Source organism: Arsenicicoccus bolidensis DSM 15745, from assembly GCF_000426385.1.
GTDB classification, from domain to species: domain Bacteria; phylum Actinomycetota; class Actinomycetes; order Actinomycetales; family Dermatophilaceae; genus Arsenicicoccus; species Arsenicicoccus bolidensis.
Window position 1 is genome coordinate 196,237 of sequence record NZ_AUFG01000001.1, and the last position, 11,866, is coordinate 208,102.

The following is an 11,866-nucleotide window of genomic DNA, read 5'->3' on the forward strand; positions in this document are numbered from 1 at the left end:
TGAGGTCAGTCGAGGCCGTGCCGGTCCAGCAGGTGCTGCACGTCGGGGTCCTGCCCGCGGAACCTGCGGTAGACCTCGGTGACGTCCAGCGACCCGCCGCGGGCCAGCAGCTCGCGCCGGAAGCGCTCGCCGGTCTCGCGCGAGAGGCCGCCGTTCGCCTCGAACCACGCCACGGTGTCCGCGTCGTAGACCTCGGACCACATGTAGGAGTAGTAGCTGGCGGCGTACCCGCTCGCGAAGACGTGCGAGAAGTAGGTGGACCGGTAGCGCGGCGGGACCAGGTCGAAGGCCATGCCGGCCTGCTCGAGCGCCGCCCGCTCGAAGGCCTCCACCTCGTCGACGGACGACGGGAGCCGGTCCAGCGGGGTCTGGTGCCAGGCCTGGTCGAGCAGCATCGCGGCATACGACTCGGTCATCTCGTAGCCCTGGTCGAAGTGCCGGGCGTCGAGCAGGGTCGTGATCCACGCCGCGGGCATCGGCTCGCCGGTCTCGTGGTGCACGGCGTAGCGCGCGAGCAGCTGAGGGTCCCAGGCCCAGATCTCGTTGACCTGGCTCGGGAACTCGACGAAGTCCTGCGGGGTCGCGGTGCCCGACCGCGACGGGTAGCGCACGTCGGACAGGAGCCCGTGCAGGTCGTGCCCGAACTCGTGGAACAGCGTGATCACCTCGTCCCAGGACATCAGCGTGGGACGGCCGGGGGCGGGCCGGGACAGGTTGCACGTGTTGGTGACCACCGGGCGGTGCCCGAGCAGGGTGCTCTGGTCCAGCAGCGAGGTCATCCAGGCGCCACCCTGCTTGCCGGGCCGGGTCCACGGGTCCAGGACCACGGCACCCAGCACCGCGCCGTCCGGCTCGCGCACCTCGTAGACCCGGGCGTCCGCCGTGTAGCCCACGAGCTCCGGCTGCTCGTGGAAGGTGATGCCGTAGAGCGCGGTGGCCGCCGCGAAGACGCCCTCGTGGAGGACGCGCTCGAGCTCGAGGTAGGGGCGCAGGAGGCTCTCGTCCAGCGAGTAGCGTTCGCCGCGGACGAGGTTCGCGACATACGCCCAGTCCCAGGGCTCGAGCACGGCGCCCGGCTCGATCTCCTGCAGCCGCTCCTGCAGGACCTCGGCCTCGGCGCGGGCGTTGCGGACCGCGGCCGGCCCCACCCGGGTGAGGATCTGCATGACCGCCTCGGTCGACCCCGCGCAGCCGTCGGAGGCGACGTAGGCCGCGTAGTGCTCGTGGCCGAGCAGGGCGGCCTTCTCCGCCCGCAGCCGCGCCGTCCGCACGACGAGCTCCCGCGTGTCGTGCTCGCCCTCGAGCCCCCTGCCCACCGAGGCGTGGTGCAGCTCCTCGCGCAGCGACCGGTCGGCGAGCACGGCGAGCCGGGGCTGCCCGGTGGTGTTGACGAGCTCGACCAGCCAGCCGTCGAGACCCCGCGCCTCGGCGGCGGCGCGGGCACCCTCGAGGTCGGCCTCGTCGAGGCCCGCCAGCCGGTCCTGGTCGGTCACGTGCACGGCGGCGGCGTTGCGTCCGGCCACGGCGCGCTCGTTGAACTCGGCCGCCAGCGTGGCGAGCTCGGCGTTGATCGCCCGCAGCCGGGACTGCCCCGCCTCGTCGAGGGCGATGCCGCCCCGCTCGTAGCCCCGGACGGCCTCGTGGAGCAGCCACGCCGTCTCCTCGTCCAGCGTCATGTCGCCGGCGTCCACCCGCGCCCGCAGGGCGAGGAGCCGGTCGTAGAGCCGGCGGTCGAGCATGATCGCGTCCCCGTGGGCCGCCAGGAGCGGGGCCAGCTCGGCGCGGATGGCGTCCCGGCGCGCATTGGTGTCGGCCGCCGCCACGGGCCAGAAGGCGTCCATCGATCGGCGCAGGGTCTGTCCGGAGCGTTCCCAGGCCTCGACGACGTTCTCGACGGTCGGCGCCGACGGGTCGGTGGCGACGGCGTCCAGCTCGCGCAGCTGCTCGGCCATGCCCTCGAGGATCGCCTCGCGGTAGTCCTCGTCCTGGAGGTCCGGGTAGGGCGGCAGGTGGTGGGGGAGGGCCGAGGGCGAGAGCAGGGGGTTGGTGCGCGTCATGCCTCGTAGTCAATCCCATCCCCGGGGTCCGTGTCGCCGGGCCCGCGCACTAGCGTGGTGGGTGCGCCCGCATTGACGGCGCCTATGCACCACATGCACACAAACGATCGACTCTGACTTTCGTTTCCGGGTCGATTCATATAGGTTGTATATCGGCAGTTCCCACCAGCACCGTAGCCAAGGAGCACGCATGAACCTCATGAACACCAAGATCCTCCCGTTCTCCACGACCGCCTTCAAGAGCGGCGAGTTCGTCGACGTGAGCGAGAAGGACGTCCTCGGCAAGTGGGCCATCTTCTTCTTCTACCCGGCGGACTTCACCTTCGTGTGCCCGACCGAGCTCGGTGACGTCGCGGACCACTACGAGGAGCTGCAGAAGCTCGGCGTCGAGGTCTTCTCCGTGTCCACCGACACGCACTTCGTGCACAAGGCCTGGCACGACACGTCCGACACGATCGGCAAGATCGACTACTACATGCTCGGCGACGCCAACGGCGTGATCACCAACAACTTCCAGAACATGCGCGAGGGCGCCGGCCTCGCCGACCGCGCCACCTTCCTGGTGGACCCGGAGGGCACCATCCAGTTCATGGAGGTCACGGCCGAGGGCATCGGTCGCAACGCGACCGAGCTGCTGCGCAAGGTCAAGGCCGCCCAGTACGTCGCCGCCCACCCGGGCGAGGTCTGCCCCGCCAAGTGGGAAGAGGGCGAGGCCATCCTCACCCCCGGCCTGGACCTCGTCGGCAAGATCTGACCTCACCTCGGGAGTCTCCCGAGCAGGTCGTATGGCGAGCCCACCCGCTCGCCGACGCACCACCACGTGCCGCGGCGGGTGGCCGGACCCCGGTCACCCGCCGCCGCCGTCCGGCCCACCCCAACCCCGCGCATCTACCCCACCTGACCTCACCTCGGCGCCGCGCAGCACCTGCGTCGCGCGCCCACCCCGCCGCCGTCTCGTCATACGCGATCCAAGGAGTGTCCCGTGCCCGTGCTCGACGCCGCCATGACCACCCAGGTCAAGTCCCTGCTCGTCAACGTCAAGGAGCCGATCGAGCTGGTCGCGTCCCTCGACGACCGACCCAAGGCCGGCGACATGCGTCAGCTCCTCGAGGAGATCGCGGCGCTGTCGGACCTGGTCAGCCTGCGCACGGACGGCACCTCGAGCCGTCGTCCGTCCTTCCGCATCGAGCGCGCGGGCACCGACGTGGGCGTCGAGTTCGCGGGCATCCCGCTCGGCCACGAGTTCACGTCGCTCGTCCTGGCGCTGCTGCAGGTGGGCGGGCACCCGATCAAGGAGGACGCCGAGACCATCGAGCAGGTCGCGGCGATCGACGGCGACTTCGAGTTCGTGACCTACATGTCGCTGTCCTGCCAGAACTGCCCCACGGTGGTCCAGGCCCTCAACGCCATGTCCGTCATCAACCCCCGGATCAAGCACACCGCCGTCGAGGGCTCGCTCTTCCAGGACGAGATCGAGGAGCACGGCATCAAGGCCGTCCCCACCGTCTACGTCAACGGCGAGCTGTTCGACTCCGGCCGCATGACGATGGCCGACATCCTCGGCCGGATCGACGCGGGCGCGGTGGACCGGGCGACCGAGAAGCTCAACGGCAAGGAGCCCTACGAGGTCCTCGTCGTCGGCTCCGGCCCGGCCGGCGCCGCCGCCTCCATCTACACCGCCCGCAAGGGGATCCGCACCGGCCTGGTCGGCGAGCGGTTCGGCGGGCAGGTGCTCGACACGATGGCGATCGAGAACTTCGTGTCCGTGTCCTACACCGAGGGTCCGCGCTTCGCGGACGCGCTCAAGGAGCACGTCGGCCAGTACGACGTCGACGTGGTCTCCGGCCCGGCGGCCACCGAGCTCGTGCCTGCCGACACCGAGGGTGGCTACCACACGGTGAAGTTCGGCGACGCCTCCCTGCAGGCCCGCTCCGTCGTGCTCGCCACCGGGGCGCGCTGGCGCCACATGGGCGTGCCCGGCGAGGAGGAGTACCGCAACAAGGGCGTGACCTTCTGCCCGCACTGCGACGGCCCGCTGTTCAAGGGCAAGCGCATCGCCGTCATCGGCGGCGGCAACTCCGGCGTGGAGGCCGCGATCGACCTGGCCGGCGTCGTCGGCCACGTCACCCTGATCGAGTTCCTCGACGAGATGCGCGCCGACCAGGTCCTGCAGGACAAGCTGCACAGCCTGCCCAACGTCGACGTCATCCTGTCCGCCCGGACCACCGAGGTCGTCGGCGACGGCAAGCAGGTCACGGGTCTGCGCTACGAGGACCGCGCGTCCGGCGAGGCCAAGGAGCTGCAGCTCGAGGGGATCTTCGTCCAGATCGGCCTGCTGCCCAACACCGAGTGGCTCAAGGGCGCGGTCGAGCTGACCGAGCGCGGCGAGCTGGTCGTGGACGCGATGGGCCGCACGTCGGTCCCGGGCGTCCTCGGCGCCGGGGACTGCACCAACGTCCCCTACAAGCAGATCGTCGTGGCGCAGGGCGCCGGAGCGACGGCCGCGCTGTCCGCCTTCGACCACCTGATCCGCACCTCGGCCCCGTCCCCGGCGATGGCCTGACGGGTCCCCCGTGAACCTCAGAGACCTGGAGTACCTCGTCGCCCTGGCGGACCACCGGCACTTCGGCCGGGCGGCCGCTGCGGCATACGTCAGCCAACCCACCCTGTCCACCCAGCTCAAGAAGCTCGAGACCGAGCTCGGCGTGGACCTCGTCGAGCGCGGCACCCGCCAGGTGCTGCTGACGGGCGCGGGGGAGCGCGTGGTCGAGCGGGCCAGGTCGATCCTGGGGCAGGCCCAGGACATCCGCGACATCGCCCGCTCCGCCCGGGACCCCCGGGCGGGGCGGCTGCGGCTGGGGTTCTTCCCCACGCTGGGGCCCTACCTGCTGCCCCACGTGGTGCCGGCGCTCCGCGAGCGGCTGCCGGACGCCGAGCTGCTGCTCACCGAGGCCAAGACCGGTGAGCTGCGCGAGCAGCTGCTGGCGGGCACGCTGGACGCCGCTCTCATCGCTTTGCCGGTCGTGGACGACGCCCTGCACGTGCGGCCGTTGTTCCGTGAGGACTTCCTGCTCGCGGTGCCCGCCGACCACGAGCTGGCGGGCGAGACCGGGAGGCTGCCCGCCGAGCGGCTCGCCGGCGAGGACCTCCTCCTGCTGGCGGAGGGTCACTGCCTGCGGGACCAGGCGCTGGACGTCTGCCAGACCGCCGGGGCCCGGGAGCAGTCCGGCTTCCAGGCCACCAGCCTGGAGACACTGCGCCACATGGTCGCCGCAGGCGTCGGCACCACCCTGCTGCCGCGCCTGGCCGTGTCGCCGCCGAGCCGCAACCCGGACGGGGTCGTGCTGCGCGAGTTCGTGGGGGCGGCGCCGCACCGCGACATCGCGATGGTCTGGCGGCGCAGCAGCGTGCAGGCGCCCCTCCTCGACGAGGTGGCCGAGGTGCTGGGCCGCCTGCCGGCCGGGCTCGTCACCCCGCTCTGACGCGCGGCTGCGGGTCGGTCCAGCCGTCCGCGCTGCCTCGTCGGTCAGTGTGCGGCGTGGCCCTCGGCCGGCTCGCCCTTGCCGCGCTTGACGAGGTGCAGGATCGTCACGATCACCGCCCCGACCGCCAGCCCCACGATCGCCGAGCAGATGGTGTTGGTCAGCCAGCCCAGGACCCCGCCGAGCGGTCCGGTCGCGTGCTTGACGGCCTCCTCCAGGTGGTGGACGAAGGCGTACGGCGGGTGCCAGCCCAGCGTGTCGACCCCCATGAGCAGGATGTGGCCACCGACCCACAGCATTGCCACGGTGCCGATGATCGCCAGCCAGCGCAGGAGCACGGGCATCGCCTTGACCAGGCCGTTGCCGATCGACTGCGACGCGCCGTTGCTCTGCTTGGCCAGGTGCAGGCCGATGTCGTCCATCTTGACGATCAGGGCGACGAAGCCGTAGACGCCGAGCGTGATGAAGATGGCCACGATCACCAGCGTGATGGCCCGGGTCCAGAAGGCCTCCTTGGCGACCTCGTTGAGGGCGATGACCATGATCTCGGAGGACAGGATGAAGTCCGTGCGGATGGCGCCGGACGTCATGGTCCCCTCGGCCTCCTCCCCGCTCATGGTCGCCGTCGCCTCGTCGGCGTCGTGCCCGTGGCCCGAGACCTTCTCCCAGATCTTCTCCGCGCCCTCGAAGCACAGGTAGGTGCCACCGAGCATCAGCAGGGGGGTGAGTGCCCACGACGCGAACTGGCTCAGCAGCAGGGCCGCCGGCAGGATGAAGAGCAGCTTGTTGCGCAGCGAGCCGATCGCGATGTTCTTGATCATCGGCAGCTCGCGGTCGGGCGTGAACCCGGTGACGTAGCGCGGCGTCACCGCGGTGTCGTCGACCACCACGCCGGCGGCCTTGGCGCTGGCCCGCCCGGCGGCGGCGCCGACGTCGTCGACGGAGGCGGCGGCCAGCTTGGCCATGGTGGCGATGTCGTCGAGCAGGGCAGCGAGTCCGCCGGCCATGGAGGTCCTCCGAGGGTCGGGATGGGTGCGAGGGGAGTCTAGAGCGAGCACAGCACGGGAGGGGCGTTGGGAGTGCGCAGGGAGTGCGCGGGGCACGAGGGCGCGCAGGGCGTCGAGAAGGGCCCGCCCCACGATACGTGGCGCGGACCCTCGCCGGGCGCGATGCTGCGGACCGGACGACGGGCCGGCGACGCGGTGCCGCCGCCGGCCCGTCGCCCGGCGGATCAGATGTCGCGGAAGGTGCTGACGCCCGCACCGAGGGCGGTGAGCCGCTCGGCGAGGTCCTCGTAGCCGCGGTTGATGACGTAGACGTTGCGCAGCACCGACGTGCCCGGGGCCGCCAGCATCGCCAGGAGCACGACCACGGCGGGACGCAGCGCGGGCGGGCACACCACCTCGGCCGGACGCCAGCGGGTCGGCCCGCTGATCATCACCCGGTGCGGGTCGAGGAGCTGCACGTTGCCGCCCACGCGGGTCAGCTCGGTGAGGTAGATCGCGCGGTTCTCGTAGACCCAGTCGTGGATCATCGTGGTGCCCTCGGCCGTCGCCGCGATGAGGGCGAAGAACGGGAGGTTGTCGATGTTGAGCCCTGGGAAGGGCAGCGGGTGGATCTTGTCCCGCGGCGCCGTCAGCGGCCCAGGCACGTGCGTCAGGTCGACCAGGCGGGTCTTGCCGTTGCCCGAGAGGTACTCCTCGGACAGGGTGTAGCGCATCCCCATGGTCTCGAGGGTCGCGAGCTCGATCTCCATGAACTCGATGGGGACCCGCTTGATGGTGATCTCGGACTTGGTCACCACACCGGCGGCGAGCAGGGACATGGCCTCGATCGGGTCCTCCGAGGGGGAGTACTCGACGTCGCGGTCGATCTCGCGGACGCCCCGCACCGTCAGCGTGGTGGTCCCGATGCCGTCGACCTCGACCCCGAGCTCCTGGAGGAAGAAGCAGAGGTCCTGGACCATGTAGTTGGGCGAGGCGTTGCGGATGACGGTCTCGCCCTCGTAGCGGGCAGCGGCCATCAGGACGTTCTCGGTCACGGTGTCGCCGCGCTCCGTCAGCACGATCGCCCGGCGCGGCCAGGTGTCGGGGGAGACCTCGGCCTGGTAGGCCCCCTGGGTCGCCTCGACGGCGAGCCCGAAGTGGCGCAGGGCGATGAGGTGGGGCTCGACCGTGCGGGTGCCGAGGTCGCAGCCTCCGGCATACGGCAGGGAGAAGTCGTCGAACTCGTGCAGGAGGGGGCCGAGGAACATGATGATCGTGCGGGTGCGCTTGGCCGCGGCCTCATCCATCGAGGCAAGGTCGATGGTGGCGGGGGGCGTGATGCGCAGGTCGTTGCCGCCGTCGACCCACTCGGTGCGGACGCCGATGCTGCTCAGGACCTCGAGGATCCGATTGACCTCCTCGATCTTGGCGAGGTTGCGCAGGGTGGTCGTGCCCTTGTTGAGCAGGGAGGCGCACAGGGTCGCGACGGCGGCGTTCTTGGAGGTGCGCACCTCGATCGACCCGGCGAGGCGACGCCCGCCCTCGATGCGTAGGTGCTGGGGCCCGGAGTGGCCCATGGAGACGAATTCGGCCTCCAGCTCCTTGCCCAGGGCGGCCAGCACGTCGAGGCTCAGGTCGTGGTCGCCCGCCTCGATCTGCTCGATGTCGGTGCCGGTCATCCCGACCCGCTCGGCGAGGTCCTGGGTGGTGAACCCGCGTCGGACGCGCGCCTCGCGGACGAGCGTGCCGATGCGGCGGAGGTAGCCATCAGTCATGCCTTCCATCGTAGGTCAGCGAGAGCCGCTCGCCCGGATTCGTCCGCCTCCTCGGAGTGGCACCAGGGCAGACGGCGAGGAGCGCGGTGACGTCCCCCGACGACGGTCGTTGCTCGTGCGCAGGCCGCCCGGACGGTGCGCCGGCGTCGATGGACCGGTCCGACCATGCTGCCACGCAGCCTGGCCGGACCGGTGAACCCGTCGCTCGGTCAGCGGGTTGCGTCGGCGGCCCCCGCGGGCAGGAAGCGACGCCCCGTGACGCGCTCCGACGTGCCGGTCCGGTCGAGCAGCGGCGTGAGCCCGCCGTTCCAGAACTGGAAGCCGGCACCGGTGATCATGGCCAGGTCTAGGTCCATGGGGGCGCTGACGACGCCGCCGTCCAGCATGATCCGGGCCTCCTCGGCCAGGCCCGCCAGCACGCGCTCGCGCACCTGCTCCGCGGTCAGGACCTCAGGGTCCGCCGGCGTCTCGTGCAGGGCCAGGACCTCCGGGTCCAGCACCGTGCGCCCGTCGACCTTGGTGTAGTAGCCACGCTTGCCCGCCTCGACCACGCGACGCAGGTTGGGCGAGACGTAGAACCGGTCGGGGAAGGCCGCGGCGAGCGTCTCGTTGTTGTGCAGCGCGATGGCCGGACCGACCAGGCCCATGAGGACGAACGGCGGCATGGGGGCGACCCCTGCGAAGCCCTGGTCCGCCACGTCGACCGGCGTCCCGACGTCGACGATGCGCGCCATGTCGGACATGAACCGACCGAGTAGCCGGTTGACGATGAAGGACGGTGAGTCCGCGCACAGCACGGTGGTCTTCTTGAGCGTCCTGCCGACGGCGAAGGCCGTGGCCAGCGTCGCGTCGTCGGTGCGCTCGCCCGAGATGATCTCGAGCAGCGGCATGACGGCGACCGGGTTGAAGAAGTGGAAGCCCACCACGCGCTCGGGGTGCTGCAGCCGCGAGGCCATCTCGGTGATGGACAGCGACGAGGTGTTGGTGGCGAGCACGCACTCGGGCGAGACCACGGCCTCGACCTCGGCCCACACCTGCTGCTTGACCGACATCTCCTCGAAGACCGCCTCGACGACGAAGCCGGCGTCGGCCATGCCGTCCTTGGACGTGTCCCCGGTGATGAGGGCCTTGTAGCGGTTGACCTGGTCGGCGCTCAGCCGACCCTTGGCCGCGAGCGTGTCGATCTCGGTGTGGACGTAGCCAACTCCCTTGGCGACCCGCTCCTCGTCGAGGTCGGTCATGACGACCGGCATCTCGAGGCGCCGGACGAAGAGCAGCGCCAGCTGGCTTGCCATCAGGCCGGCCCCGACGATCCCCACCTTGGTCACCGGGCGCGCGAGCGCCTTGTCGGGGGCACCGGCGGGTCGCTTGGCCCGCTTCTGCACCAGGTCGAAGGCGTAGAGCCCGGCGCGCAGCTCGTCGCTCATGAGCAGGTCGCCGAGGGCCTCGTCCTCGGCCGCGAAGCCCTCCTCGCGGCTCGTCGTGCGAGCCGCCGCCAGCAGGTCCAGGGCGCGGTATGCCGCCCGCGACCGGCCACCCGTGCGCTGCGTCACGGTGCGCCGGGCCGCCGCGACGGCGGCGTCCCAGCGGGACTCGTCGCGGTCGACCTCGGGGCGCTCGACGGTGACGGCGCCGGTGAGGACGTCCGCCGCCCAGGCGACGGAGCGAGCGAGGAAGTCCGCGGGCTCGAGCACCTCGTCGTACATCCCCAGGCGGGCCGCCTGGACACCGCTCAGCATGCGGTTGTTGGACAGCGGGTTGTCGACCACGACCGTGAGGGCGCCCTCGACGCCGACGAGGTTGGGCAGCATCCAGCAGCCGCCCCAGCCGGGCACGAGGCCCAGGAAGACCTCGGGGAGCGCGACGGCGGGGACCGAGGAGCTGACGGTGCGGTAGTCGCAGGCGAGGGCGATCTCGACGCCGCCGCCCATGGACGCGCCGTTGACGAAGGCGAAGGACGGGACGCCCAGCGAGGACAGCCGGGAGAATACCTCGTGCCCGAGCAGGCCCATGGCGACGGCCTGCTCGCGGTCGGTCACGCGCGGGACGCCCGTCAGGTCGGCCCCCACGGCGAACACGAAGGGCTTGCCGGTCACGCCGACGGCGGCGATCTCGCCGGCGGCGGCGCGCTCGGCGCAGCGGTCGAGGACGTCGCGCAGCTCCAGCAGGCCGCGCGGGCCGAAGGTGCTGGGGCGGGTGTGGTCGTGGCCGTTGTCGAGGGTGATCAGCGCCATGGTCCCGACGCCGCCGGGGAGCTGGACGTCGCGCTCGAGCGCGTGGGTGACGACCTCGTCGTCGAAGGCTGCCAGCAGGTCGGTGTCGGTCATCGCTGCTGCTCCTGCGGGTCGGTGGACGGGCGGTAGTCGGCGTGGTGCGGGTTCTCCCAGATGACGGCGCCGCCCATGCCGATGCCGATGCACATCGCGGTCATGCCGTAGCGCACCTCGGGGTGCTCGGCGAAGTGGGCGGCCAGCTGGGTCATGAGGCGGACGCCGGACGAGGCGAGCGGGTGGCCGGTGGCGATCGCGCCACCCCAGGGGTTGACCCGGGCGTCGTCGTCGGCGATGCCGAAATGCTCGAGGAAGGCCAGCACCTGCACGGCGAACGCCTCGTTGAGCTCGAACAGCCCGATGTCCTCGATGCTCAGGCCGGCCTGGGCGAGGGCCTTCTCGGCGGCCGGGACCGGGCCGTAGCCCATGACCTCGGGCTCGACCCCGACGAAGGAGTAGGTGACCATCCGCATCTTGACGGGCAGCCCCAGCTCGGTCGCGGCCTCCTCGGACGCGAGCAGGCAGGCGGTGGCGCCGTCGTTGAGCCCGGCGGCGTTGCCGGGGGTGACCCGCCCGTGAGGACGGAACGGCGTCTTGAGCGTGGCCAGGTCCGCCATGGTCACCCCGGGGCGGGGCGGCTCGTCGGCCGTGGCCAGGCCCCAGCCCTGCTCCGCGGAGCGGACCGCGACCGGGACCAGGTCGGGCTGGACCTTGCCGGCGGCGTAGGCCTCGGCCAGCTTGCGCTGCGAGCCCACGGCGAAGGCGTCGCTGCGCTCCTTGGTCAGGCTCGGGTAGCGGTCGTGGAGGTTCTCGGCGGTCTTGCCCATGACCAGCGCGGACTCGTCGACGAGCCGCTCGGACACGATCCGCGGGTTGGGGTCGACGCCCTCACCCATCGGGTGCCGTCCCATGTGCTCGACTCCTCCGGCCACGACGACATCGGTGGCGCCCATCGCGATGGACCCGGCGGACGTGGTGACGGCCGTCATGGCACCGGCGCACATGCGGTCGATCGAGTAGCCCGGGACGGTGCTGGGCAGTCCGGACAGCAGCGCTGCCATCCGGCCGAGGGTGAGCCCCTGGTCGCCGATCTGGGTGGTGGCCGCGACGGCGACCTCCCCGATGCGCTCGGGTGGCAGGGACGGGTTGCGGCGGACGAGCTCGCGGATGCAGGCGATGACCAGGTCGTCGGCGCGGGTCTGGGCATAGATGCCCTTGTCCCCGGCTCGGCCGAACGGCGTGCGGACGCCGTCGACGAAGACGACCTCGTGCAGGGTGCGGGGCACGGTGGCCTCC

Annotated in this window: 8 protein-coding genes; 3 read left to right on the forward strand and 5 right to left on the reverse strand. The window is 71.6% G+C overall.

Annotation, left to right across the window (positions count from 1 at the left end; all coding sequences use genetic code 11):
• Nucleotides 1-5: 5 nt before the first annotated feature.
• The gene (locus K313_RS0100890; RefSeq protein WP_019284773.1) at nucleotides 6-2,057 is read right to left on the reverse strand and encodes a M3 family metallopeptidase; all 2,052 of its coding nucleotides are present in this window, start codon (nucleotides 2,055-2,057) and stop codon (nucleotides 6-8) included.
• Nucleotides 2,058-2,247: 190 nt separating this feature from the next.
• Here K313_RS0100890 and ahpC point away from each other — a divergent pair, with 190 nt between their 5' ends.
• The 3 genes from ahpC (at nucleotide 2,248) to K313_RS0100905 (ending at nucleotide 5,539) form a co-directional block, all read left to right on the forward strand.
• Nucleotides 2,248-2,811: an alkyl hydroperoxide reductase subunit C gene (gene ahpC, locus K313_RS0100895; RefSeq protein ID WP_019284774.1), complete on the forward strand. Its 564-nt coding sequence runs from the start codon at nucleotides 2,248-2,250 to the stop codon at nucleotides 2,809-2,811.
• Between the two features lie 228 nt (nucleotides 2,812-3,039).
• On the forward strand, nucleotides 3,040-4,620 hold the full coding sequence (gene ahpF, locus K313_RS0100900) for an alkyl hydroperoxide reductase subunit F (protein ID WP_313534803.1): 1,581 nt from the start codon (nucleotides 3,040-3,042) through the stop codon (nucleotides 4,618-4,620).
• A gap of 10 nt (nucleotides 4,621-4,630) precedes the next feature.
• The gene (locus tag K313_RS0100905; RefSeq protein WP_029210038.1) at nucleotides 4,631-5,539 is read left to right on the forward strand and encodes a LysR substrate-binding domain-containing protein; all 909 of its coding nucleotides are present in this window, start codon (nucleotides 4,631-4,633) and stop codon (nucleotides 5,537-5,539) included.
• A 44-nt stretch (nucleotides 5,540-5,583) separates the two neighbouring features.
• Here the strand turns inward: K313_RS0100905 and K313_RS0100910 are convergent, their stop codons facing one another.
• The 4 genes from K313_RS0100910 to K313_RS0100925 all read right to left on the reverse strand — a co-directional run bounded on the left by K313_RS0100910 (nucleotide 5,584) and on the right by K313_RS0100925 (nucleotide 11,856).
• On the reverse strand, nucleotides 5,584-6,546 hold the full coding sequence (locus K313_RS0100910) for a DUF808 domain-containing protein (protein WP_019284778.1): 963 nt from the start codon (nucleotides 6,544-6,546) through the stop codon (nucleotides 5,584-5,586).
• A gap of 224 nt (nucleotides 6,547-6,770) precedes the next feature.
• Nucleotides 6,771-8,300 (reverse strand): UDP-N-acetylglucosamine 1-carboxyvinyltransferase, encoded by a 1,530-nt coding sequence (locus K313_RS0100915; protein ID WP_029210039.1) that lies wholly within the window; start codon nucleotides 8,298-8,300, stop codon nucleotides 6,771-6,773.
• A 209-nt stretch (nucleotides 8,301-8,509) separates the two neighbouring features.
• On the reverse strand, nucleotides 8,510-10,627 hold the full coding sequence (locus K313_RS0100920) for a 3-hydroxyacyl-CoA dehydrogenase NAD-binding domain-containing protein (protein WP_029210040.1): 2,118 nt from the start codon (nucleotides 10,625-10,627) through the stop codon (nucleotides 8,510-8,512).
• On the reverse strand, nucleotides 10,624-11,856 hold the full coding sequence (locus tag K313_RS0100925) for a thiolase family protein (RefSeq protein WP_029210041.1): 1,233 nt from the start codon (nucleotides 11,854-11,856) through the stop codon (nucleotides 10,624-10,626). The genes K313_RS0100920 and K313_RS0100925 overlap by 4 nt, the downstream gene beginning before the upstream one ends.
• Between the last annotated feature and the right edge of the window lie 10 nt (nucleotides 11,857-11,866).

Excerpts from the sequence above, each read along its gene's own strand:
- K313_RS0100890 (WP_019284773.1), bottom strand. The coding sequence starts at position 2,057 with ATGACGCGCACCAACCCCCTGCTCTCGCCCTCGGCCCTCCCCCACCAC.
- ahpC (WP_019284774.1), top strand. The coding sequence starts at position 2,248 with ATGAACCTCATGAACACCAAGATCCTCCCGTTCTCCACGACCGCCTTC.
- K313_RS0100910 (WP_019284778.1), bottom strand. The coding sequence starts at position 6,546 with ATGGCCGGCGGACTCGCTGCCCTGCTCGACGACATCGCCACCATGGCC.
- K313_RS0100915 (WP_029210039.1), bottom strand. The coding sequence starts at position 8,300 with ATGACTGATGGCTACCTCCGCCGCATCGGCACGCTCGTCCGCGAGGCG.
- K313_RS0100920 (WP_029210040.1), bottom strand. The coding sequence starts at position 10,627 with ATGACCGACACCGACCTGCTGGCAGCCTTCGACGACGAGGTCGTCACC.